The following is a 23,811-nucleotide window of genomic DNA, read 5'->3' on the forward strand; positions in this document are numbered from 1 at the left end:
CCCCACCCCGATCCGCTGCGCGGATCGACCCTCCCCTCGAGGGGGAGGGATATCTGTGCTAGATCCCCATCATGCCGCGCAGCACCTTTTTATCGGTCGTGCCGCCGGCGAAATCGTCGAATGCTTTTTCCGTCACCCTGATGATATGGTGCTGGATGAAGGGGGCGCCTTCGGCAGCACCATCCTCCGGGTGCTTGAGGCAGCATTCCCATTCCAGCACCGCCCATGAATCGTAATTGTATTGGGTGAGCTTGGAGAAGATGCCGCCGAAATCCACCTGCCCGTCGCCGAGCGAGCGGAAACGCCCGGCGCGGTTGGTCCAGCTCTGGTAGCCGGAATAGACGCCTTGCCGCCCGGTCGGATTGAATTCGGCGTCCTTGACGTGGAACGCCTTGATCCGCTCGTGGTAGATGTCGATGAATTCGAGATAATCGAGCTGCTGCAGCAGGAAGTGCGACGGGTCGTAGTTGATGTTGCAGCGCTTATGGCCGCCGACCGCATCGAGGAACATCTCGAATGTCGCGCCGTCGAACACGTCCTCGCCCGGATGGATTTCGTAGCCGACATCGACGCCGTTCTCGTCATAGACGTCGAGGATCGGCTTCCAGCGCTTGCCCAGCTCAGCAAATGCTTCCTCGATCAGTCCCGCCGGCCGCTGCGGCCATGGGTAGAGGTATGGGAAGGCCAACGCGCCGCAAAACGACACCGACGCCTTGAGCCCGAGATTCTTCGACGCCTTGGCGGCGAACTTCATCTGTTCGACCGCCCATTGCTGCCTGGCTTTTGGATTGTTGTGCACCGCAGCCGGCGCAAAGCCGTCGAACTGCGCGTCATAGGCGGGATGCACTGCCACCAGTTGCCCCTGCAGATGCGTCGACAGTTCGGTGATTTCGACGCCGGCATCGGCGCAGATGCCCTTCACCTCGTCGCAATAGGCCTTGGAGGAGGCTGCCTTCTCGAGATCGAACAGTCTGGCGTCCCATGTCGGGATCTGCACGCCCTTGTAGCCCAGACCAGCCGCCCATTTGGTGATCGAGGCCAGCGAATTGAACGGCGCGGCGTCGCCCGCAAACTGCGCCAAGAACAGACCAGGCCCCTTCATCGTCGTCGGCATCGGCATCTCCCTATGTTTCACGACCAAGCATAGCGCCGATTGAAAACAGGGCCAGCGTCTTTGGTCTCTTTGCACAGCGCGCTCAGCGCTGCTATTCTGGTATTACCAAATGCCGAAATCTGGTCAAGCCATTTGAAGCGCTGCGACGGTCCTGCAACCATGCCGAGTTAAGCCACATGTTTAAGTATAATCAATAGCATAGACAGGAGCCAACGCTTGATGGCAGCAGTTCTTGCCGTCCAGATGAAATTACTGTAGACCTCCCTTCAAGCCCAATTGGTCGAACCAGTTTGCAAAAAATGCTGGGACGCCTTGCGGAGGAATCATGCGGCACGCTTCGGCAGAGTGCGCCGCAGGCGAACTGGTACAGGCGATTCTGGGAAGGATAGACCATGCATCTTTCGACGCACAATTGGATGCGGGCGGAGCCGCTGGAAACGACGCTCAAGCGCATCAAGAAATTCGGCTACGAGTCGATCGAGATCTCCGGCGAACCCGAACAGTACAAGCCCAAGGAGACGCGCGCACTGTTGAACGAGTACGGCATTCGCTGCTGGGGAGCGGTGACGCTGATGCTGGGCGAGCGCAATCTCGCCGCCAAGGACCAGGGCCAACGCGAGCGCTCGGTGCAGTATGTCAAGGACGTGCTGACCATGGTCAGCGAACTTGACGGCGAGATCATCACGCTGGTTCCGGCCACCGTCGGCAAGGTGGTGCCGGACGGCACCGAGGAAGAGGAGTGGAAATGGGTGGTCGACGCCACCCGGGAATGCTTCACCCACGCCAAGAAGGTCGGCGTCAAGATCGCGGTCGAGCCGCTCAACCGCTTCGAGACCTATCTGTTCAACCGCGGCGCCCAGGCACTGGCGCTGGCCGATGCGGTCAGTCCCGAATGCGGCGTCTGCCTCGACGCCTACCACATCCACATGGAAGAATTTAACGTCTACGACGCCATCCGGCAGGTCGGCAAGCGCCTGTACGACTTCCATGTCGCCGACAACAACCGCTTCGCCGCCGGCCTCGGGCAGATCGACTGGCCGAAGATCGTCGGCACGCTGAAGGAGATCGGCTATGACGGCGCGCTGACCAATGAATTCGTCGCCCCCGTCGACCGCACGCCGGCTGCCCCCTATCCCGACATGGTCGAACGCAACCCCGTCGACATCTCGCCGGAGCAGCTGAAATTCATTCAGGACCACGGCTCCAGCGTGCTCACGGAGAAATTCTACACCGACCAGATGCGCATCAACGCGGAAACGCTGCTGCCGCTGATCAAGTAGCCGACCCGTTTGGAAAAGCCCTTCCGCCTCACCGCGGCCGGGCCGAGGATGAACATGCGCATCAAGACGGTCCAAGCCTGGTGGGTCCGCATACCGATCGAAGCCGCGAAGCAGCACCGCAGCGACTTCGGTCAGGTGGCGACGTTCGACGCCGCCATCCTGCGCATCGAGACCGACGACGGGCTGGTCGGCTGGGGCGAGGGCAAGAATGCCGCCGGCAGCGCCGGCAGCTATGGCGCCCTTGTCCATTTGCTGAACTACGAGGTCGGCCCGCAGCTGGTCGGCCGCGACCCGGCTGACATCGGCGTCATATGGGAGATGCTCTATAATGGCACGCGCCACGACAGCGCCGCTCGCGCCGGCCACGCCATGCCGCAATTGGCGCGACGCGGCATGAGCATCGCCGCTATCAGCGCCGTCGACATCGCATTGTGGGACATTCTTGGCAAATCGCTCGGCGTTCCGGTCTGGCGGCTGCTCGGCGGCCGCAAGCTGGACCGCATGCCGGCCTATGCTTCCGGCGGCTGGGCTACTGCGGAAGCCATCGGCGACCAGCTGCAGTCCTACATCACCAAGGGCGGTTTCAAGGCGCTGAAGATGCGCGTCGGCGCCATGGACGGCGCCCCACATATCTCGGCCGCTCGCGTCCGTGCCGCCAGACAGGCGCTCGGTCCCGATATCGACCTGATGGTCGACGCGCACGGCACCTATACGGTGGCCGAAGCCAAGCGCTTTATCCATCTCGCCGGCGACCTCGATCTCGCCTGGTTCGAGGAGCCGGTGATCGCCGACGACAAGCCCGGCATGGCCGAGGTGCGCGCCTGCGGTTCGATCCCGATCGCCACCGGCGAAAGTGAGGCGACGCGCTATGCCTTCCGCGACCTCGCCGTGCTCAAATCCGCCGATATATTCCAGCCGGATCCGGCCTTTTGCGGTGGCATCAGCGAGGCGATGAAGATCGGCACCATCGCCAGCGCCTTCAATCTGCGCTTTGCGCCGCATCTTTGGGCCGGCGCGCCCTGCTTCTTTGCCGGGCTGCATGTCTGCGCTGCTTCACCGGCGAGCTTCACCGTCGAATATTCGCTCGGCGCCAACCCGATGATCCACGATCTGATCGAAGAGACTGTCGAAGCAAAGGACGGTATGGTAGCGATCCCTGATAGACCCGGGCTGGGATTCACCATTTCGGAGCGGTTCCTGGAGGCGCACGCGCAACACGGCTGACATGAAAGAAAAGAACCTTCTCGCGGAACTCGCCGCCTATCTGTTCTCCCATTCGGACAAGGAGACGGGCCGCACGCCGTCGGAGCGCGAACTGGCAGAGCATTTCAGCGTCAGCCGCGGCCAGATCCGCGAGGCGCTGGCCATTCTCGAGGCCATGCGCATCGTCGAGCGACGGGCGAAATCCGGCATCTACATCGATACGAAGCAGGCGAGCGTCGAGGCGATGGCGCTGTTCGCCCGCGCCGGCCTGCCGCTCGATCCCGTCCAGATCTACGAGACGGTCGAGTTGCGCAAGATCCACGAGATCAAGGCCGCCGAACTTGCCTGTTCACGCGCCACCGAGGAGAATTTCGAGCGGCTGCGCGAGATCCTGAAGGCCTCCGAGGATCGCATCGCCGCCGGTGAAGGGCTTGCCCGGGAAGACCGCGAGTTCCACCTCGAGATCGTGCGGGCGACCAAGAACAGCGTCTTCCACAATATCTGCAGCGTCTACTACATGATGGGTGAGCTGCGCCTGCCGATCTATTTCAACGATCCCGAACGCAGCGTGCGCTCCCATGCCGAGCATATCCAGATCTACGAGGCGCTGCTGCGCCGCGACGGCAATCTCGCCCAGGCGCTGATGAGCGCCCACCTGCAAGGCGCGGAAAGCTACTGGAAGGGGCTGATCGAGGGGCGTGGGGCGGAACCGGAAAGCCCTGCGCTCGAAAAGGCCTGAAATGCCCAAGATCCTGTCAACACACAGACTGCACCCTCGTGCCGCTTCCATGCTGACCGGGGCCGGCGAACTCGTCGTTGCTTCCGCCCTCGATGCGGCCACGCTGGCCGCCGAGGCGAGGAACGCCGATGTCATCATCGTTCGCGCTCCCTTGCCTGCGGCGCTTTTCGAAGGCGCGAAGAAGCTCAGGGCCGCGATCCGCCACGGCGCCGGGCTGGACATGGTACCGATGGAAGCGGCCAATGCGGCCGGCGTGCTGGTGGCGAACGTGCCGGGGGTGAACGCGCGATCTGTCGCCGAATATGTGATGTTCGCGGCGCTGGCGCTACTTAGGCGCTTCCGTGTGTTGGACCGCGACTTGCGTGCGAAGGGCTGGCTGGCGGGCCGCGAACACACGGTGGTGGCCAGCGAGCTAGCGGGCAAGACGATCGGCATTGTCGGCCTCGGCGCGATCGGTCAGGCGGTTGGCCACATCGCCGCCCATGGGTTCGATCTGAATGTGGTGGCGACGACGCGCAGCATGCGGCCGGCGCCGGACAGGGTCGGCTTCCTGTCGATCGATGCACTCATCGAGCAGAGCGACATCATCGTTCTGTGCTGCCCGCTGACGCCCGAAACACGGGGGCTGATCAGCCGCGAGCGCATTGAGCGGATGAAGCCGGATGCGCTGCTGATCAATGTTTCGCGCGGGCCGGTGATCGATGACAACGCGCTGATCGAGGCCTTGCAGAAGGGCCGCATCGGCGGCGCTGCGCTCGATGTTTTTGCTACACAACCGCTACCGCCCAACCATCCTTATTTCGGCTTCGACAACGTCATCGTCACCCCGCACATGGCTGGGATTACCGAGCAGTCGATGATGCGCATGGGCGTCGGCGCGGCTGGCGAAGCCTTGCTGGTGCTGGCCAACAGATTGCCGGTCAATCTGCGCAACGCCGAAGTGGTCGAGCACTACCGGCGGCGGTTCCCTGCCGATTTCTGAAAGCGCCCCAATTTTCCCGAATTCGCCGGCGATGGTGCCGGCATGGCAAGCGTCACAAAATTCCTGCTGACCGCCGGCTTCTTCGTGGCGACGGCGCAAGCCTTCGCCAACGGACAGGGTAGCTACGTGTTCTGCGACAACGGCATACGCTGCGTGGCGGCACCCTGTCCATCGAACAGCGCACTCGACCTCGCTGCTGGGAAGCTCATCAAAGGCGTTTCAATCGACATCGATCGCCTGCCGCAGCAAGACAAGGCGCTCGATCTTTCAGACAAGCTCTATGCCGGCAAGGTCGTTGTTGTCGGCTCGATCGAGAACCGCACCCGGACCTTCAACGGCAAGCGGTACACCCTGCCTTGGCTGGTAGCCACCAGCATCGAACGCGCCGCCAAGGACAGCGAACGCGGCCACTGCTCGTCGCGCTGACACGCGCTATCCGATCAATTTGCAAGCAGCCCCTCCACGCCCGCTGCGATGCGCAGCAGGTGGTGGTCACGGCCATTGCGCGCCACCAGCATCAGCCCGGCCGGACGCGTCATTCCCGGCATCGGCAGCGAGATGGCTGATAGATCGAACTGGTTGGCGACCTGCGTGTTGCGCAGCAGAAGGCCTTCCGTCCTGTTGCACAGAGCCTCGTCGCTGGTCATCGACACGATCGTCGGCGCCGTCACCGGTGTGGTCGGCAGGGCCAGCACGTCGACCGACGCCAGCCGGTCATCCATCGCGGCGGCCAGCGCCGTGCGGCGGCGCATTGCCCTGACATAGACCGTGGCCGGAATGGCGGCGGCGCGCGACAATGGCCCGCTTACCCGCGGGTCGACCGGCCTCGTCGCTCCCGTCGCCAGCCAGTCGGCATGGATCTCCGCCCCTTCCATCGCCGCGATCGACGCGCGTTGGGTTGCCACGCGCAGATCGGCAAGCAGGTCGTCGATCGACAGCTCCACAAGCCGTGCGCCGCTAAGCTCTATCTTGCGCAGACACCGGTCGAACGTCGTCGCGACCTCTTCCTGCGTATCATCGAACAGCACGCCGCGCGCAATACCGATGCGCAGGCCGTCCAGCGGCAGCGGCAACAGTGCCGCCAGGTTTTCGCCCGACATCACTGCATCGGCCGCCGCACATTCGGCGACGGTGCGGGCTAGCGGACCGATCGAGTCCAGCGTGGCTGACAGCGGAAACGCACCCGCAAGCGGCACGCGCCGCGCAGTCGGCTTGAAAGCGACGACGCCATTCAGCGATGCCGGAATGCGCACCGAACCACCGGTATCGGAACCGATGGAGATTTCGCTGGTGCCTTCGCCCACCGAAACGCCGGCGCCTGAGGAGGAGCCGCCCGGAATACGGCTGGCATCGCTAGCATTGCCGGGCGTGCCATAATGTGGATTGACGCCGATCGCAGTAAAGGCGAACTCGGTCATGTTGGTCTTGCCGAGGATGATTGCACCGGCCTGGCGCAACTGTTGCACGACAATGGCATCCCGCAGCGCCGGCGCTGCGTTGGCGAGCAGCAGAGAGCCGGCCGTGGTCGGCTCGCCGGCGACATCGAACAGATCCTTGATCGAGACGATCGCCCCATCGAGCGGCCCGAGCGTGACGCCGGCTTTTCGCCGCGCATCGGTGGCGTCCGCCGCCGCCCGTGCGACTTCCGGGTAGAGCTTTACGAAAACCCTCTCATCGTCGACGCGAGCGGCAAGAGGCGAAAGAATTGCTTCGAGGTGATCGCGGGCTGATTGCATTTTTCGGTGTCGGACTCCGCGCGCTTGCAACGTCTTAAGGTAGCAGCCAGAAACTGGCCGCAGGAGACATAGCCCGGCACGGTCGGATTTGCACCTGTCGAACCGAAGGAGGAAGGCCCGATGCTCTACCAAGGCAGCTGCCACTGCTGCAAGGTCGCGTTCGAGGTCGAAGGCAAGCTGACCGGAGCCGTTCGGTGCAATTGCTCGATCTGCTCGCGCAAGGGTGCACTGTTATGGGCAGTTCCGCATGAGAGCATGCGGGTGCTTGCCTGGGGCGATGATATCGGCCGCTACAGCTTCGGCAACCATGTCATCGCCCACCGCTTCTGCCGCAGCTGCGGCATTCACCCCTTCGCCGAGGATGTCGGCGAAGGGAGCGGGCGAAGTGCCTATATCAATATCAATTGCATCGAGGCGTTGGACGTCGCCGCCGTGCCGGTCTTCGACTTCGACGGCCGTTCCGTTTAGGCCTTGGGGTCGTCGATCGGCTTGGGGCCAAGGAAGAACGCCGCCAGTGCCGCAAGCAACGTCGCCGCCGCGCAATAGGCGAAGGCGGTGGCAACGCCGGTATTGTCGACCAGCAGGCCGCCGAAGACGGCGCCCAACGCGATGGCGACCTGGAACGTCATAACCATGAGCCCACCGGCGCTTTCCGCCTGATCGGGGGCGGCTCGCACCAGCCAGGTCTGCAGCCCGACTGGGACGGCGCCGAAGGCAAAGCCCCAGCTGGCCACTGCTATTGCAGCCACGACGGGTGAAACTCCGACCACCAGCAGCAGGAGCGCCGAAAACGCGATCAGCAGGGGCGCCAGGCTGACGGCTGCCTTGAGGCTGCGTTCGGCAATGAAGCCGCCGGCAAAATTGCCGAAGAAGCCACCAATGCCGTAGGCGAGCAGCACAAGCGAGATCGTCTCGATGTCCAGCGCGGGCACCTTCTCGAGAAACGGGCGGACATAGGTGAAGCCGGCAAAATGTCCCGAGGCGACCAGCAGCACCACCAGCAGTGCCACCCTGATCATCGGCCGCTTCATCACCTCCAGCAGCGTGCGAAAACCTGCCGTACCTGCAGGCGGCAGCTTCGGAATGGTAGCCACCTGCACCAGCAGCGCCAGCGCACCGACCACGGCGGCGATCATGAACGCCGTCCGCCAGCCCCAGATGTCGCCGACATAGGCGCCGACCGGAGCCGCGCAGACCGTCGCCACCGAAACGCCGGTGAGAATGATCGACATGGCGCGCGGCATCAGCCGCATCGGAACGAGCCGCATCGCCATGGCTGCCGACATCGACCAGAAGCCGCCAAGACTGATCCCGAGCATGATGCGGGCAATCAGAAGAACGGGAAGCGAGGACGCAAACGCGGCCACCAGGTTTGACAGCACAAGCAGCACCGTCAGCGCCAACATGACCAGCCTGCGGTCCAGCCGCTTGGTGACAATAGCCATGGTCGGCGCCGCAATCGCGCCAATGACGGCGGTGGCCGTTACCGCCTGCCCGGCGGCGCCTTCGGTGATGCCGAGATCCTGCGCAAGCGGCGTCAGCAGGCTGGCAGGCAGAAATTCCGCGGTCACCAGGCCAAAGACTCCGAGCGCCAGGGAGACCACCGCCCCCCATGCGGGCTCGGATCGTTCGCCGGTTTCCGATGGGTCGAGAACGGCGTCCATGACGCCTGTCGCGGGTTCGGTCATGAGGGATCTCCGGTCTGTTGCAGCGCAGCATTTGGCTGCAATGCAAGCAACATAGGGAGTGATTAGCTGGAGTTTCCATGCTAGAAACACCATTATGTTTGACCGTTCGTCCAAAATTCCAATCACCGGTGATCCGCTGACAGACATATTGCGCGGATTGCGCCTCGAAGGCGTCGATTACGGCCGTTGCGAGATGAAGGAACCCTGGGGCATCCATTTTCCGGCTCAGGCGGCGGCACGGTTTCATTTCATCGGCCGCAAAGGCTGCTGGTTGCTGCAGCCGTCCGGCGAATGGGTGGAACTGAAGGCGGGCGACGCGGTATTGTTGCCGCGCGGCTCAGCCCACACGCTGGCGAGCGAGCCGGGTATCGAGGCGGCGCCGATCCACGGCTATGAGGTCGAGGAAATCTGCAAGGGTGTCTATTGCATGTCGAATGACGGCATGCCCGGCTGCCGTCCGGGGACCTTGCTGTTTTTCGGCAGCATGTATTTCAATCTCGATGGCTTGCACCCCTTGCTCGGCATGATGCCGGATGTGATGCGCGCGCATGAGTTGGAAGCCTATGAGCCAGGTATCCCGCATTTGCTGGAAGCGATGGCCCGCGAGGTGACGATGGAGCGCGTCGGCTCTGGCGGCATCCTGGCGCGGCTGGCCGATGTGCTCGCCGCGACCGTCATCCGCTCATGGGTCGAGCGCGGCTGCGGCGACTCTTCCGGTTGGATTGCGGCGGTCAGGGACCGCGAGATCGGCCGGGTGCTGGCCGCGATCCATCTGGAACCGAACCGCGACTGGACGGTGGAGGCTCTGGCGAAGATGATGGGTGCCTCGCGATCAGGTTTCGCCGAGCGCTTCGCAACCATTGTCGGCGAAACACCGGCAAAGTACGTCACGCAGGTACGGATGCACCAGGCGAGGCAATGGCTGGTCCGCGACCGGCTCAAGATTTCCGTCGTCGCGGCGCGCCTCGGCTACGAATCCGACGCCTCCTTCAGCCGCGCCTTCAAACGGGTCATCGGATCGCCGCCCAGCCATTTCCGGGCCGAGGAACAGGCGGAGATCCGCCAGGCCGGCTAAACGTTGGCCGGCTTATTGCTCGGTGATGCAGGCCGAGCCGGCGCTGCTCTTGCAATATTTGCCGGAGGCCCCGCACCTGCCATCCGAGACTTCCACGACGGTGCCGCTCAACAACAGCTTGCAGTCGCTGGTGGACAGATTGACCGTGCCGTTGAGGTCCTTGATCTTCTTGGCGTCGACCTTCGCGCCGGCGACAACTTTCTTGGCTGCCTGCGCCTCGCCCAGATGCGCCGCCGACAATCCCATACCGGCGACGAGCAGGATCGTCGCAAAACTGCGGAACAGATTTCCCATAGCCAACCCTCCGTTTTGGGCCTCCAAATTGGGCTTGCAAAGCCCGTTTGGGACCAAAGGATCAGCCTATTCGACAAATCGGAGCATCCGCATCCCCCGTACGGGGGATGACGGGAAGACTCGAGCATTTCGCAGCCAAGCGGATCACGTGGCGTCGCACAAATGCGGCTAAAACACATGGATAGAGCGGGATGCACGGTTCACTTTGAACGCATCCCGCTCTAGCGCAGTAAAGACGCTTGTACTTAGCCGGCGTGACGCAGGCTTATTCCGCTGCCCTTGTCGAACAGCACCACCTTGTCCGGGTTCCAGGCAAAGCGCACCGGCTGCTCTATCTGGACGTCGGTCCTGGCAGGCACGGTGGCGCGCAGCATGGCGTCGCCGACCCGCAGCGTCAGGATCTTCTCGACGCCATGGTTCTCGACGTCATGGACCCGCGCCTCGACCGGCGCGCCGGTCTCGAGATAGACGTCCTCGGGACGAATACCGAAGACGAGCGGGCGACCGTCGGTCGCCGCGCCCGTCTTTAGCCCCCACGAAGTCTTGGCACCCCCCGCAAACGGCAATTCGAAATTGAGCGGCGCCATCACCGCACGTCCGTTGACGAGCTTGCCGTCGATGAGGTTCATCGGCGGCGAGCCGACGAAGCTTGCCACGTAGGTGTCGCGCGGATTGTTATAGATCTCGTACGGCGTGCCGGTCTGGACGATGCGGCCATGGTTGAGCACGCCGACCTTGTCACCCATCGACATCGCCTCGATCTGATCATGCGTCACGAACAGGAAGGTGGCGCCAAGCTGCATCTGCAGGTTCTTCAATTCGGTGCGCAGCGCCTCGCGCAATTTGGCGTCGAGCGCCGACAACGGCTCGTCCATCAGGAACACCCGCGGCTTGCGCACGATGGCGCGACCGATCGAGACGCGCTGCATCTCGCCGCCTGAAAGCCTGTCGGTCTTGCGGTCGAGCAGATGCTCGATCCTCAGCGTCCTGGCCGCGCGGTCGACACGATCCTTGATCTCGGCATCGGGCAGCCGGCGGATCTTCGGCTTCAGCGGAAATTCGAGGTTCTGGCGCACCGTATAGCGCGGGTACAGCGAATATTGCTGCAGCACCAGCGCCACGTCACGCTCGGCCGCGCCCCAGTCGGCGACATCGACGCCGTCGATAAAGACCTGGCCTTCGCTCGGGTTTTCCAGGCCGGCAATCATGCGCAGCGTCGTCGTCTTGCCGGCGCCGGTCTCGCCAAGCAGGACGAAGAACTCGCCATCGGCGATGTCGAGATCGAGCCCGGTCAAGGCGGTGTGGTTGCCGAATTTCTTCGAGATGTTCTTGAGCTGGATGTGGGCCATCAGAGTCTCACTCCCAGCGATTTGCCGCTCGCCGTGTCGAAGAAATGCGCCTGGCTGGGATCGATTCTGACGAAGACCCTTTCGCCGGGGCCGCCGATGAAGCCGCTCTTGGTGCGCGCACGCAGCATCTTGGAGCCGACCTTGAGGTCGACGATGTCGAAGGACCCGAGCGGCTCGACGATCTGCGTCTCCACCGGCAGGAACCCCTCGGCGGCTTCGCGGCGGACGAGGACGCCTTCCGGCCGGATGCCGAGCGCGAGTTGGCTGCCGGCATGGCCGTTGAGCTTCGACAGCAAGGCGCGCGGGAATTCGAAACCGGCGGCCGCATCGCCGACCGTGACCGAGGCCGATGAGGCTTTCTCGGTCACCGAAGTGTCGGCGACGTTCATCACGGGGCTGCCGACAAATTGCGCGACGAAAAGATTCGCCGGATGCGAATAGACCTCGTCCGGCGAGCCGACCTGCTGCAGCACACCTTCATGCATGATGACGATGCGGTCGGCGAGGCTCATCGCCTCGATCTGGTCGTGGGTGACGTAGATGCTGGTCGAGCCCTGCTTGATGTGCAGCCGCTTGATCTCGGCCCGCATCTCCTCGCGCAGCTTGGCATCGAGCGCCCCGATCGGCTCGTCCATCAGCATCGCCTTCGGCCGCCGCACCAAGGCTCGGCCGATCGCCACGCGCTGCATGTCGCCGCCCGACAGCGCCGACGGTTTCTTGTCGAGGAGATCGCTGATCTGCAGCGTCTTGGCGACCGAGCGCACCTCGCTGTCGATCTCGGCCTTGCTCTTGCGCGTCGCCCTGAGCGGAAAGGCGATGTTCTCATAGACGCTCATATGCGGATAGAGCGAGAACGACTGGAAGACCATGGCGATATCGCGATCGGCGGCCTTGAGGTGCTGGACCGGCTTGCCGTCGATGAGGATGTCGCCGCCGTCGATCGTCTCCAGCCCGGCAATCGCCCTGAGCGTCGTCGTCTTCCCGCAGCCCGACTGGCCGAGCAGCACGATGAACTCGTTGTCGTCGATCTTCAGGTTGAGGTCCTTGATGACCTGGACGGCGCCGAAATATTTCTGGACGCCTCGAAGCTCGATCTGGGTCAATGCTGTGCCCCCGGATTTGCCCCTTGCCCGGTGCCGGCCTTCTCCTCCGGCGCGATCTTGGAGGTGATGTTGAAGCCGATCAGGCCGATCAGGATGATGGTCACGCCATGGCTGTGCAGCAGCATGTTCCACGGCTGGCAGAGCGCGATGATACCGAGCACCATCAGCACCTGGCTGCCCGGTTCGAGATATTTCTGGTTGATGTCGCGAAAGCTCATTTGCGGATCGCTCCAAACGACATGCCGCGCAACAGGTGGTTGCGGAGCAGGAAGGTGAAGATCGCGACCGGCAGCAGGAACAGGAAGGTTCCGGCGGCAATCACCGTCCAGTCCGGCAGGCCGGAACCGACCTGGCTGGGGATGAAGGGCGGTGCTGTCTGGGCACGGCGGCTGGTCATGATCAGTGCGAAGGCATATTCGTTCCACGCCGTGATAAAGCAGAACACGGCGGTGGCGGCGATGCCGGTGGCGGCCTCGGGCAGCACGATCTTGAAGAAGGCCTCCATGCGCGTATAGCCGTCGACGAGGGCCGCCTCCTCATACTCCTTGGGGATCTCGTCCATGAAGCCTTTCATCAGCCACACCGAGAAGGACAGGTTGAAGGCGGTGTAAAGGATGATCAGGCCGATATGGGAATCGTTGAGGCCGACCGCCCGGTACATCAGGAACATCGGAATGGCGACGACCACCGGCGGCAGCATGCGTGTCGACAGGATGAAGAACAGTAGGTCCGCCTCGCCTTTTACCTTGAAGCGCGAGAACCCATAGGCGGTGAAGGTGCCCATGCCGACGGCCAGGACGGTCGAGGTTATGGCAACGATCAGTGAGTTCATGAAACGGCTCGGATAGCCCGACCACTGCACCTGGCCCTTGCCGTCGCGCACGATCTTTTCGCCCCCATTGAAGACGACGCGCTCCCACCACGGCGCAGCCGCGTACTCCTCCGGCGACGGCGGGCTGCGCAGCTGCGAACGCTTGGTGAACAACTTGACGAAGGGCGATATCTCCGGCTGGAAAACCACCGTCGGCGGAATGGTGGTGGCGAGGTTGCGCGGCTTGAACGCCGTCGAGGCGATCCAGTAGATCGGCGCCAGGAAGATGATCGTCACCAGCAGGACAGCGACGATGGCGACCCGGTTGAAGGTGATTTCGGAAGAAGTGCGGACTGCGGCCATCTCAGCGCTCCTTCACCTTGTTGAGGTACTTGACATAGATGTTGGTGATCGCCAGCACCATGATCAGCACGATGTAGGCGAGCGCGCAGGAACGCCCGGTCTGCCATTCCTGGAACGCCATCTTGTAGAGCCGGATCGAGATCAGCTCGGCCGTCGGCTGGCTGGTCAGGATGTAGGCGAGGTCGAAGGTCTTGAACGCCTCCATGGTGCGGAAGATGACCGCGATCATCAGGATCGGCGCAACCAGCGGCAGCGTTATGCGGAAGAAGGTGTAGAACGGCCCGGCCCTGTCGATCGCGGCTGCCTCGTAGAGATGCTTGGGCACGGCCGACAGGCCGGCCAGCGACAACAGCATGACGAAGGGCGACCACATCCAGATGTCGGTCAGCGCGACCGCATAGAGCGCCATTTTCGGATCCGACAGCCATTCGAAGGTGCCGAGGCCCAGCGCATAATTGATGATGCCGAAGGACGGATCGTAGAGCAGCTTCCAGAACAGGCCGACGACGGCCATCGACAGCATCATCGGCAACAACAGGAGCGTCGTCAGCAGGCCCTTGAGCGGAATGTCGCGATTGAGCAGCATGGCCACGCCGAAGCCGACGAGCAGCTGGCCGGCGACCGAGATGATGACGTATTTTGCGGTGATGGCGAAGTTGGACCAGACATAGGGATCGCTGAGCAGGTCGCGGTAGTTTTGCAGCCCGACGAAATTCGCCGCCGCGCTGGTCGAGGCGCGGAAATCGGTGAACGAATAGCCCAGCGAATAGATCAGCGGGAAGATGTTGAAGACGATCAGAAACAGGATCGTCGGGATGATGAAGAGATTGCGGATCGAAATGTCGCTTAGACCGCGAGCGGCGGCCCGCGAGGACCTGTCCAGCGTGGTGATCATCGTGGTCGCCAAGACTCTGCTCCCGGTTCAAAAATCAGAAAAAGAAACGGAGGAGGCACGAACGCCCCCTCCGTGAAACTTCATACTTATTGGCCGCGGCCGTATTTCTTGAAGGTCGCGTTCCAGTCGGCTGCCAGTGCGTCCAGCGTCTCCTTGGCGGTGCCTTCGCCGCCGATCATGTAAGGATAGATGCGCTGGTTGAGCTGCTGCAGCAGTTCCGCATATTCCGGAACCGCCCAGAAGTCCTTGACCTTGAACATGGTCTCGTAGAACGCCTTGTTGTAGGGCGTGGCGTTCTGGAATTCGGGCGACTTGAGCACGGCGGCACTGCAGGTGTAGCCGCCGAGCGCTGCCCATTTCTTCTGGGTCTCGTCCTTGATGAACCATTCCAGGAACTTCGTCGCCTCTTCCTGCTTCTGCGAGTAGGAAACGATGGAGATGCCCTGACCGCCGAGTGCGGCGAACTGGTCGCCGTTCGGGCCGGGAGGATTGGCGAAGAAGCCGGTGTTCTTGGCGTTCGGGTTCGACGCCTCGTTGATCAACGAGGGGAAGAACGCGAAGTAGTTCATGCTCATCGCGGCCAGGTTTTCAGTGATCGCCTGGTTGTCCTCGACGAAGAACGACTTGGCCCAGCCCGGAGGCGTGAACTTGTAGAGTTCCTTGTAGGCGTCGAGCGCCGCGATCGCCTTGTCGGAGTTGATGAAGCCATCGACCTTGTAGGTCTTATAGTCACCCAGCTCGCCGCCAAAGGAGAACAGCGCGTTTTCGAAGCCCATCGCCATCGCGTCATAGGAATTGTCGGTGTAGATGGCGATGCCGTATTTTTTCTGGTCCGGCCGGTAGAAGAACTCGGCGATGTCGCGCAGCGCCTTGAAATCCTTCGGCACGTCGAGATCGTAGCCATACTTGGCCTTGAAGGCTTCCTTTTCCTTGGGGTCCTCGAACCAGTCCTTGCGGTAGGACCAGCCGACGGCGTCGCCTTCAAGCGGGATGGCCCAGTACTTGCTGCTGCCGCCCGGATATTCGGCGTAGTACTTCACCGTCGCCGGTGCCATCACGTCGCCGACCTTGTGCTTGTTGAAGAAGTCGGTCAGGTCGACATAGTGGCCACCGGTCGAGCCAGCACCAAGCCATTGCGAGTCGCCGACGACCATATCGTAGGCGTCGCCATGGGCGTTGAACTCGGTGAAGGCCTTGGTCTGGAAGTCGGGCCACGGTGTGGTTTCCACCGTGATCTTGACGCCGGTTTCCTTCTCGTACTCGTTGCCGAGTTCCTGCAGGTAATTGGCCGGATCCCATTCCGCCCAGAAGATTGTAAGTTCCTTTTCCTGCGCGTAGACGGACGTTCCGCAGGCGAGCACTAGGCCGATACCAGCAAGCAAGCTGGTCATTGTCTTGCGCATAATGATTTCCTCCCTTGTGCGCATTCTACCGTTCATGAGAACCGGCATCGAGGCCGGCCCTGGTAGTCCTCCCGTGACGGCACCGTTTCGGTCTGTGAGCCTCCTCGCTCGACCGAAACGGATCTCAGCCTTCACCTTTGATCCGCTTTATTTGTCCTGATCTGGTATTACCAATTTAAGAGGAACGTCAAGCCCTTTCTTGGACGGTGGCGGACACGCAGACAAGTTGGTTTCTGCGATATCTGTCTGTTTTCCCTGAATTTTCCTACTCCTTGATACATGAATGCCTTACTTGGGCCGCTGCATCGCTAGTAGCATGAATAGCCAGGTTGAAAATCTGGTCGAACCAGATTGGCGTCATCTCACGGCGGTCGTCGGCGCGATCCCATCTCCTTCAATCATCGATTCGGTCATAGCCGCGCGCACAAGAGCGCCGGCCGCCCATTGCGCAACCGACATCATACTGCGGCTATCCAATCCCCATATATCCTTCAATACGATCAGCATCTCAACACCGAAGATCAATGACAGCGCCTGCGCGAGCCGCTTGAATTCGCGCGGCGGCAACCGGCCTTTGAGTGGCGCGATCGCATCTTTCAAAAGATCGACGCGATGGCCGCGCGTGAAGGCAGGTTCGCCGTCAAGCGTGCCTGCCCGTCGCTGCGCCCACTGGTCGAGCGACAGTTTCAGCGCCGCCTTGAACGTCGCTTCGAAAACCTCGATGCGCGGCATGGCGGTCTCGAACAGCTCGGCGACCCGGCGCTCGGGATCGGCAGAGCTCGATTTCCACGTAAGGATCGGCCCAAGCCCCTCATCGACCACCGCCTGCACCAACGCCGCCTGGCTCGGAAAATACCGATAGGCAGTGGCGCGCGAGACCTCCGCTGCCTCCGCCACCTCGCTGACGGAGGGCGTGGCGCCCGCCTGCATCAGCTTTGTCGCCGTCTCAAGCATGAGACGCCTGGTGCGAGCGCGGGCCCCGCGCTCTACCTGGGGCCCTTGGCTGGCATCGTCGTCCATTGCCGCTTGTTGACGTGAGACATTCATGTCAATACGATACGCGTGTCTCAAAAAATTGCAATGGCCCTTCGCGCCGTCGAACGGCCGGGCAAAAAGGGGCGGCAGCGCCGAGCACGCCCAAGACCGGGGAAACGCGATGAAGCGCATCTATGTGGTGGGCACCGCCGACACCAAGGGCGAGGAACTCGCATTTCTGGCCGATGCGGTCGCGGCTACCGGCGCTTCGATTGCCCGTGTCGACATCGGAACACGCGGCGCGACCGTGCCGGTCGATGTTTCGGCAGACGAGGTCGCCAGCCACCATTCCGAGGGTCGCAATGCCGTGCTCGGCGTCGACGATCGCGGCACCGCGGTGGCGGCGATGGCTGCCGCCTTTGCCCGGTTTGTCCAGTCGCGCAGCGATATTGCCGGGATTATCGGAATTGGCGGCGGTGGCGGCACCTCGATCATCACCGCAGGCATGCGCACGCTGCCGCTCGGTCTGCCCAAGATCATGGTTTCGACGTTGGCCTCGGGTGACACCGCGCCTTACGTCGACGTCTCCGACATCGTCATGATGCCGTCGGTGACCGACATGGCCGGCCTCAACCGGCTTTCGCGTGTCGTGCTGCACAATGCCGCCCAGGCGATATCAGGCATGGCGACAAAGCCGGCGCCGCCGCCCGAGGGCAAACCGTCGCTCGGCCTCACCATGTTCGGCGTCACCACGCCATGCGTGACCGCGATCGCCGATGAGCTTCGTTCGACTTATGACTGCATGGTCTTTCATGCCACCGGCACCGGCGGCCGCACCATGGAAAAATTGGCCGACAGCGGCCTGTTGTCAGGCGTCATCGACATCACAACGACCGAAGTCTGCGACTTGGTGCTTGGCGGCGTGCTGCCGGCGACCGAAGATCGCTTTGGCGCCATCGCCCGCACCGGGCTGCCTTATGTCGGCTCGGTCGGCGCGCTCGACATGGTCAATTTCTGGGCGCCGCCGACAATTCCGGAACGCTATCGCGGCCGGCTGTTCTATGAGCACAATCCAAACGTCACACTGATGCGCACCACTGCCGACGAAAGCAGAACGATCGGCGAATGGATCGGTACAAGGCTGAGCCTCTGCCAGGGTCCGGTTCGTTTCCTCATTCCGGAGAAAGGCGTGTCGGCGCTCGACATTGAAGGCGGCGCCTTCTTCGACCCTGAAGCCGATGCCGCTTTGTTCGAGGCGATCGAGCGTACCATCAAACCCGCCAAAACGCGGCGCGTGCTGCGCCTGCCGCTTCATATCAACGACCCCGAATTCGCCTGGGCTGCCACAACGGCCTTCCTCGACATCGCCAGACAGTGAGACACCAAGACATGGCCGCCATACCGCGCAAGAAAATCCTGGAGAAATTCCGCAAGATGATCGCGGACGGCGTGCCGATCGTCGGCGGCGGTGCCGGCACCGGCCTGTCGGCCAAGGCAGAGGAAGCCGGCGGCATCGACCTGATAATCATCTACAATTCCGGCCGCTACCGCATGGCCGGGCGCGGCTCGGCCGCCGGCCTGCTCGCCTATGGCAACGCCAACGAGATCGTCAAGGAAATGGCCTACGAAGTGCTGCCGGTAGTGAAGAAGACGCCGGTGCTGGCCGGCGTCAACGGCACCGATCCCTTCGTCATCATGCCGCTGCTTTTGGCCGAGTTGAAGACGATGGGCTTTTCCGGTGTGCAGAACTTTCCGACCATCGGACTGTTCGACGGCCAGATGCGGCAGAGTTTTGAAGAAACCGGCATGGGCTTCGGGCTCGAGGTCGACATGATCGCCGAGGCTCACAAACTCGACCTGTTGACCACGCCCTATGTCTTCAACCCAGACGAGGCGCGCGCCATGACAACAGCTGGCGCCGACATCGTCGTCGCCCATATGGGGGTGACCACCGGCGGCTCGATTGGCGCGACATCGGCTAAATCGCTGGACGACTGTGTGAGCGAGATCGACGCCATCGCCAAAGCGGCACGCTCAGTGCGCGAGGATATGATCCTGCTTTGCCATGGCGGGCCGATCTCGATGCCGGACGACGCCAGATATATTCTCGAGCGCTGCAAGGGCCTGCACGGGTTCTATGGCGCCAGTTCGATGGAGCGGCTGCCGGCGGAAGCCTCGATCGCCAGGCAGACGGCGGATTTCAAGGCCGTCACGTTCGGCGCTGCGTAGAGCCCAGCAAAAAGAAGGGTGGGACGATGACCGACAACAACAAGGTATTCGTATATCCAAAAGACGTCAGCGCCTTCGGCTTCGACTGGGGCAGGCTGTCGCTGACGGTCGCTCCCGAAGTGAACGGCGCAAAGCGATTTTCCGGTGGTGTCGTCGACCTACCGTCAGGCAAAGGCCATACGCGTCATAACCATCCGGGTGCGGAGGAGATCATCTTTGTCATCTCAGGCAATGGCGAGCAGATGGTCGAAGACGAGAAAGGCAACCCGGTCGTCGAGAAAGTCGGCCCCGGCTGCACCATCTATGTGCCGGAAAGCCGCTTCCACTCGACGCTCAATACCGGCGACGGGCCGATGCAGCTTTTCGTCGTCTATTCGCCGGCCGGGCCGGAACTGGCGTTGCGGGAGTTGCCGGATTTCAGGTTGATCCCGCCGGGCAGATAATGTCACAGGCTGAGGCCAATCTTCATCGCACGAGCGACCCTTGCTAGGTTGTTAGTATCGCTTCCCAGAGCGAGCCTATCCGGCAAAGTGGGGACATCGCGCTCTGATCGGAAAGCATCCGGCGAAGGTAAGCGCGCCACCCAATAGGACAAACAGTTTTCCGCTGCCTCTGGACCAAGCTGCCAGAGTACAAATCGAACAGCATTTTCAGGGAACATGAAGCCCGGAACTTCAGAACATGCGACCTGTTCGGCTAGTTTGCGCGGAACGTCGAAACGTTCGAAGAGCGGCAGGACAGTCGTTTGGATGTTGGCAACGATGTTCGCGATTTCAGCCTGGCGGGTATGCGGGTTCGCGATGTTCCATGTCCGCCAATGATGCGGGGTTCGCAAATTGCCAAGCTGTCCACCGGCGACCCAATCGCTGGCACTGGCGGGCCAAGCGCTTCGCTCGTCCCACTCCTTTATTGCCTTGCTGTAGACCGACGCATGCACGACGAGTTCGACGTACTCGCCGCCGACGTTCAGATAGTTTGATTGAAAGGAGATTTTGAATGCCCAGTCGCCGGCCCGACGACTCGCATGAGGACCGCTTTTCGCAAAGCGGAACCCAATCGGTTCGAACTCCATGGAGATCTGCTCGCACCCGTCGATAAAGACCTGCTTGGGCAGTTCGCGTTCCATATCGGCAAATGCTCGCTGGCGTGACCATTATTTGCTCGGACGAGGTAATCTCAAGAACGGGCTAGGTAACCAGCGCCTAAGCCGCCCCCGCCCCTGTTCCAGCCCCGGCCCCGATCGCCGAACATGACGTAACCGGCATCGGTCACCGCCACCGTGTCCTCCAGCTTGATGAAGCCGCGCGTCGGGTGGAGCATGGTCGTCTCGACCGAAAGCACCATGTTCTTCTCCAGCGGCATTGCGGCATAGGTGCCTTCATAGGTCACCGGATGGTTGGTCATCAGGAACGGCGCTTCATGCGTGATCAGCCCCATGCCATGCGCGAAGAAATCAGTATAGGCCGCAACCTTGGATTTCTTCAGAACGCCTTCGGCACGAGAAATCATGTCACCGCCCAGCGTGCCCGCCTTGACCTTGGAGAAGGCCGCCTGCTGCACTGTCTCGATCTCGGCCAGCAGATCCTCGAGTTCGGCGTCAGGGTCGCCCAGCACGCCCATGCGGCAAAGATCGCCGATATAGCCGTGGTAGTTGCCGCCGGAATCGATCGACATCACCTCGCCCTTCCTCCACGCCTGCGGCGAGGCGGCGCGGTTGTGGCTGGAGCCTAGCGTCAACAGGCAATATTCGAAATGCGCGCCGCGATTGGTCTCCTCGCGCCTGAGCTGTTCGATGATCTCGCTCTTGGTCGTGCCTTCGCGTGCCCAGCCGATGGTCGCCAGCATGGAATCGGTGATCAGCTCCGAAGCGATGCGCAGCTTTTCCAGCTCCGCCTCGGTTTTGATTGCCCGCATGCGCTCCAGCATATCAGTCGCATCGATCAGCTTGGCATCCGGCAGCGCGTTGCGGATCAGCATATAGGCGTCGGACGGCAGGAAGGCGGGTTCGATGCCGATGCGGGCATTGCCCTTGCCGATCTTTCGCAAATGCTCGACCGCCAGATTGGCGGCATCGAGCGTACCCCAGCAGGCGGCATGCAGTGTCGGCGTCCAGAACGGATGATTCTGGTGCTCGCCGCCTTCCATGCGGTTGCCGATATAGGCGGCATGCTCCGGCCCACCTTTCTCATAGACGACGACAGGCAGATAACGGCTGTGGCCGATTGCATCCATGGCGGCGAAGAAGATGAACTTGTAGCCGCCAAGCAGATATTGCGTGTTGTGCTTGGAGGTGGCGAGCAGCACGTCGATGCCGGCCTCCTCCATCAGCCCGTCCACCCTGGCCTGGTCGAACGGCACGCTGCCGACGGCATTCTTGCCTGGGGCAATGTTCATGTCTCTCTCCCTGAAATCCCTTAGCCGGCCGCTCGCCGGCACCGGCTTTTCCGGCTCTGAACCTCGGCTATGCTTAAATCTGCATCATTTTGCCCGATCTGGTCCAGCCAGAACGGGCGAACCAGCCCCAAAAGCTGTTCCACCTGCTGCACTTTACTCCAGTCTGGTCCTGCTAGAACCGCGCGTCGAACCGTTTTCTGTACAACTGGTCCAGCGGACGGAAATTTCAAAGCCACGTAGAGATGCGCCAATTCCGTCTTTGGCGAAACCCCGCACAAGGCCCATAATCAGCTTTGCAGGATGCTTACGAGCGTCCTAGGGGTACGGCGGACCCGGCCGGGTCCGCGGAGAGGACGGAGTTCGATCATGCCAGAGTTCACCATTTCCAGACGTACAATGCTGGCCGGCTCGGCATTGCTGTTGGCCTCCACCGCCATGCCGACGATCGGCTCGGCGCAGACGCCGAGAAAGGGCGGACGACTGGTTGTCGCCGCCGATTCCGAGCCGCGCAATCTCAATCCGGCGATTGTCGCCTCGAACGGCGTCTTCTTCATTTCGAGCAAGATCGTGGAAACCTTGGCCGAGGCCTCCTTCGGCGGCAAGGACGGGCTCGATCCGCGCCTGGCGCTCAGCTGGGAAGGTGCCGCCGACGGCCTGTCGGTGACGTTCAAACTGCGCGAGGGCGTCAAATGGCATGATGGGAAGCCATTCACCTCAGCCGATGTCGCCTTCTCGGCGCTGCAGGTCTGGAAGCCGCTGCAGAATCTCGGCCGCACCGTGTTCAAGGATCTGGAGGCGGTCGACACGCCGGACGAAACCACCGCCGTGTTCAAATTCGCCAAGCCGACACCGTTCCAGCTGATCCGCAACGCCTTGCCGGCGCTGAGCAGCGTGGTGCCCAAGCACATCTACGAGACCGGAAAGATCGAGGACAACCCGGCCAACAACGCCCCGGTCGGCACCGGACCGTTCAAATTTGCCGAACACAAGCCCGGCGAATATTACCGGCTGGAGAAGAACACCGACTATTGGGGCAAGGACGAGCCCTATCTCGACGAGATCATCTATCAGGTGCTGCCGGACCGCACGTCGGCGGCCAGCGCCCTGGAAGCCGAAGAGATCCAGCTCGCCGCCTTCTCCGCCGTGCCCCTGGCCGATCTCGACCGCATCTCCAAAGTGCCCGGTCTCAAGGTGATCACCAAGGGTTATGAAGGGCTGACCTACCAGCTCGTCGTCGAGATCAATCATCGCCGCAAGGAGCTGGCCGACCTGAAAGTACGCCAGGCGATCGCTCACGCCATCGACAAGGATTTCGTCGTCAAGACGGTATTCCTTAGCTATGCCGCCACCGCCACTGGCCCGGTGCCGAAAAACGACCCGCAATTCTACACCGCCGACGTGCCGACCTACGCCTTCGACGTCGCCAAGGCCAACGCCTTGCTTGACGAGGCCGGCTACAGCCGGGGCGATGACGGCAAGCGCTTTTCACTGAGATTGCTGCCGGCGCCTTACTTCAACGAAACCAAGCAGTTCGGCGACTATCTGCGCCAGGCGCTCGCCGCCATCGGCATCGACGCCCAGCTGGTCAACAACGACTCTGCCGCGCATATCAAGGCGGTTTACACCGACCACGCCTTCGACCTTGCGGTCGGGCCGCCGGTGTTCCGCGGCGATCCGGCGATCTCGACCACCATCCTGGTGCAGAGCGGTATTCCTGACGGCGTGCCCTTCTCCAACCAGGGTGGCTACAAGAATGCCGATCTCGACGCCCTGATCGCCAAGGCATCGGAGACGCTCGACACCGCCGCCCGCACTGAACTCTACACGGAGTTCCAGAGAAAAGTTGCCGCCGACCTGCCGCTGATCAACGTCGCCGAATGGAGTTTCATCAGCGTCGCCCGAGATACGGTCAACAACATCGCCAACAACCCGCGCTGGGCGGTATCGAACTGGGCGGACACTTGGCTGGAGGGGTAAGGAAGTCTCTCCAGACTTGCGCGCCGCTTGTGTGGGTGCTCAGCTTCAGCGATGAGAGCTTTTTCGCGCCCCCCTCTGTCCTGCCCTCTTTGCCACCACTTGGCATCTCCCCCACGAGGGGGGAGATCGGCTGTCATTGTCGCTTTTGCCAATCTCCAGCGTTGCAAGACGGCCGGCAACGCCGAAACTGCCAATCTCCCT

Annotated in this window: 24 protein-coding genes; 11 read left to right on the plus strand and 13 right to left on the minus strand. The window is 62.2% G+C overall.

The features are described 5' to 3' along the window. Positions 1-58: 58 nt before the first annotated feature. Entirely contained in the window at positions 59-1,114 is a 1,056-nt protein-coding gene (locus tag NKJ23_RS00685; protein ID WP_292661180.1) for a sugar phosphate isomerase/epimerase family protein, read from the minus strand. Positions 1,115-1,506: 392 nt separating this feature from the next. Here NKJ23_RS00685 and NKJ23_RS00690 point away from each other — a divergent pair, with 392 nt between their 5' ends. From NKJ23_RS00690 to NKJ23_RS00710, 5 genes are read left to right on the plus strand one after another with little or no spacing between them, the layout of a single operon-like run. Next, positions 1,507-2,394, plus strand: a complete 888-nt coding sequence (locus NKJ23_RS00690) for a sugar phosphate isomerase/epimerase family protein (protein ID WP_023675190.1) — start codon at positions 1,507-1,509, stop codon at positions 2,392-2,394. A gap of 54 nt (positions 2,395-2,448) precedes the next feature. Then, positions 2,449-3,618 carry a mandelate racemase/muconate lactonizing enzyme family protein gene (locus NKJ23_RS00695; protein WP_023675189.1) on the plus strand — a complete coding sequence of 390 codons (1,170 nt, stop codon included), beginning with the start codon at positions 2,449-2,451 and terminating at the stop codon, positions 3,616-3,618. A 1-nt stretch (position 3,619) separates the two neighbouring features. Beyond that, positions 3,620-4,336, plus strand: coding sequence for a FadR/GntR family transcriptional regulator (locus NKJ23_RS00700; RefSeq protein ID WP_292661187.1), 717 nt, complete (start codon positions 3,620-3,622; stop codon positions 4,334-4,336). Between the two features lies 1 nt (position 4,337). Beyond that, on the plus strand, positions 4,338-5,318 hold the full coding sequence (locus NKJ23_RS00705; RefSeq protein ID WP_352677652.1) for a hydroxyacid dehydrogenase: 981 nt from the start codon (positions 4,338-4,340) through the stop codon (positions 5,316-5,318). Positions 5,319-5,360: 42 nt separating this feature from the next. Beyond that, complete coding sequence (locus NKJ23_RS00710) at positions 5,361-5,744, plus strand: DUF6748 domain-containing protein (RefSeq protein ID WP_352677654.1); 384 nt, start codon at positions 5,361-5,363, stop codon at positions 5,742-5,744. A 14-nt stretch (positions 5,745-5,758) separates the two neighbouring features. Here NKJ23_RS00710 and NKJ23_RS00715 read toward each other — a convergent pair whose 3' ends face one another. Further along, on the minus strand, positions 5,759-7,054 hold the full coding sequence (locus NKJ23_RS00715) for an amidase (protein WP_352677655.1): 1,296 nt from the start codon (positions 7,052-7,054) through the stop codon (positions 5,759-5,761). Between the two features lie 120 nt (positions 7,055-7,174). Between NKJ23_RS00715 and NKJ23_RS00720 the strand changes: the two genes are divergently transcribed. Next, positions 7,175-7,522 carry a GFA family protein gene (locus NKJ23_RS00720; protein WP_352677657.1) on the plus strand — a complete coding sequence of 116 codons (348 nt, stop codon included), beginning with the start codon at positions 7,175-7,177 and terminating at the stop codon, positions 7,520-7,522. Here NKJ23_RS00720 and NKJ23_RS00725 read toward each other — a convergent pair. Continuing rightward, positions 7,519-8,742, minus strand: coding sequence for an MFS transporter (locus NKJ23_RS00725; RefSeq protein WP_352677658.1), 1,224 nt, complete (start codon positions 8,740-8,742; stop codon positions 7,519-7,521). The genes NKJ23_RS00720 and NKJ23_RS00725 overlap by 4 nt on opposite strands. Positions 8,743-8,836: 94 nt before the next feature. Between NKJ23_RS00725 and NKJ23_RS00730 the strand changes: the two genes are divergently transcribed. Next, complete coding sequence (locus NKJ23_RS00730; RefSeq protein WP_023675183.1) at positions 8,837-9,817, plus strand: AraC family transcriptional regulator; 981 nt, start codon at positions 8,837-8,839, stop codon at positions 9,815-9,817. 12 nt (positions 9,818-9,829) lie between these two features. Here the strand turns inward: NKJ23_RS00730 and NKJ23_RS00735 are convergent, their stop codons facing one another. From NKJ23_RS00735 to NKJ23_RS00770, 8 genes are all read right to left on the minus strand, one after another. Continuing rightward, the gene (locus NKJ23_RS00735) at positions 9,830-10,111 is read right to left on the minus strand and encodes a hypothetical protein (protein ID WP_352448400.1); all 282 of its coding nucleotides are present in this window, start codon (positions 10,109-10,111) and stop codon (positions 9,830-9,832) included. Between the two features lie 245 nt (positions 10,112-10,356). Continuing rightward, the gene (locus tag NKJ23_RS00740) at positions 10,357-11,460 is read right to left on the minus strand and encodes an ABC transporter ATP-binding protein (RefSeq protein ID WP_352677660.1); all 1,104 of its coding nucleotides are present in this window, start codon (positions 11,458-11,460) and stop codon (positions 10,357-10,359) included. Then, entirely contained in the window at positions 11,460-12,563 is a 1,104-nt protein-coding gene (locus NKJ23_RS00745) for an ABC transporter ATP-binding protein (RefSeq protein ID WP_352677662.1), read from the minus strand. The genes NKJ23_RS00740 and NKJ23_RS00745 overlap by 1 nt, the downstream gene beginning before the upstream one ends. Then, a complete protein-coding gene (locus NKJ23_RS00750; protein ID WP_352677663.1) occupies positions 12,560-12,781 on the minus strand; it encodes a hypothetical protein in 222 nt (73 codons plus the stop codon). Before NKJ23_RS00750 ends, NKJ23_RS00745 begins: the two co-directional genes overlap by 4 nt. Continuing rightward, entirely contained in the window at positions 12,778-13,737 is a 960-nt protein-coding gene (locus tag NKJ23_RS00755) for a carbohydrate ABC transporter permease (RefSeq protein ID WP_292661213.1), read from the minus strand. Before NKJ23_RS00755 ends, NKJ23_RS00750 begins: the two co-directional genes overlap by 4 nt. A gap of 1 nt (position 13,738) precedes the next feature. Next, the gene (locus tag NKJ23_RS00760; protein WP_023722315.1) at positions 13,739-14,644 is read right to left on the minus strand and encodes a carbohydrate ABC transporter permease; all 906 of its coding nucleotides are present in this window, start codon (positions 14,642-14,644) and stop codon (positions 13,739-13,741) included. Between the two features lie 74 nt (positions 14,645-14,718). Then, a complete protein-coding gene (locus NKJ23_RS00765; protein WP_023722314.1) occupies positions 14,719-16,035 on the minus strand; it encodes an ABC transporter substrate-binding protein in 1,317 nt (438 codons plus the stop codon). Positions 16,036-16,392: 357 nt separating this feature from the next. Next, positions 16,393-17,082, minus strand: coding sequence for a TetR/AcrR family transcriptional regulator (locus NKJ23_RS00770; RefSeq protein WP_352678075.1), 690 nt, complete (start codon positions 17,080-17,082; stop codon positions 16,393-16,395). Positions 17,083-17,191: 109 nt separating this feature from the next. Here NKJ23_RS00770 and NKJ23_RS00775 point away from each other — a divergent pair, with 109 nt between their 5' ends. From NKJ23_RS00775 to NKJ23_RS00785, 3 genes are read left to right on the plus strand one after another with little or no spacing between them, the layout of a single operon-like run. Beyond that, positions 17,192-18,388 (plus strand): Tm-1-like ATP-binding domain-containing protein, encoded by a 1,197-nt coding sequence (locus NKJ23_RS00775; protein ID WP_352456828.1) that lies wholly within the window; start codon positions 17,192-17,194, stop codon positions 18,386-18,388. 11 nt (positions 18,389-18,399) lie between these two features. Further along, entirely contained in the window at positions 18,400-19,239 is an 840-nt protein-coding gene (locus NKJ23_RS00780) for a phosphoenolpyruvate hydrolase family protein (RefSeq protein ID WP_352456829.1), read from the plus strand. A gap of 26 nt (positions 19,240-19,265) precedes the next feature. Continuing rightward, positions 19,266-19,682: a cupin domain-containing protein gene (locus NKJ23_RS00785; RefSeq protein WP_352677665.1), complete on the plus strand. Its 417-nt coding sequence runs from the start codon at positions 19,266-19,268 to the stop codon at positions 19,680-19,682. Positions 19,683-19,684: 2 nt separating this feature from the next. Here NKJ23_RS00785 and NKJ23_RS00790 read toward each other — a convergent pair whose 3' ends face one another. Together NKJ23_RS00790 and NKJ23_RS00795 are read right to left on the minus strand one after the other, a co-directional pair. Further along, positions 19,685-20,365, minus strand: coding sequence for a DUF4304 domain-containing protein (locus tag NKJ23_RS00790; protein ID WP_352622262.1), 681 nt, complete (start codon positions 20,363-20,365; stop codon positions 19,685-19,687). A 50-nt stretch (positions 20,366-20,415) separates the two neighbouring features. Beyond that, positions 20,416-21,633, minus strand: a complete 1,218-nt coding sequence (locus NKJ23_RS00795) for a M24 family metallopeptidase (protein ID WP_352677667.1) — start codon at positions 21,631-21,633, stop codon at positions 20,416-20,418. A gap of 366 nt (positions 21,634-21,999) precedes the next feature. Between NKJ23_RS00795 and NKJ23_RS00800 the strand changes: the two genes are divergently transcribed. Beyond that, positions 22,000-23,610 (plus strand): ABC transporter substrate-binding protein, encoded by a 1,611-nt coding sequence (locus tag NKJ23_RS00800; RefSeq protein WP_352677668.1) that lies wholly within the window; start codon positions 22,000-22,002, stop codon positions 23,608-23,610. Positions 23,611-23,811 lie beyond the last annotated feature (201 nt).

Source organism: Mesorhizobium sp. M0184, from assembly GCF_040322215.1.
Lineage (GTDB): Bacteria > Pseudomonadota > Alphaproteobacteria > Rhizobiales > Rhizobiaceae > Mesorhizobium.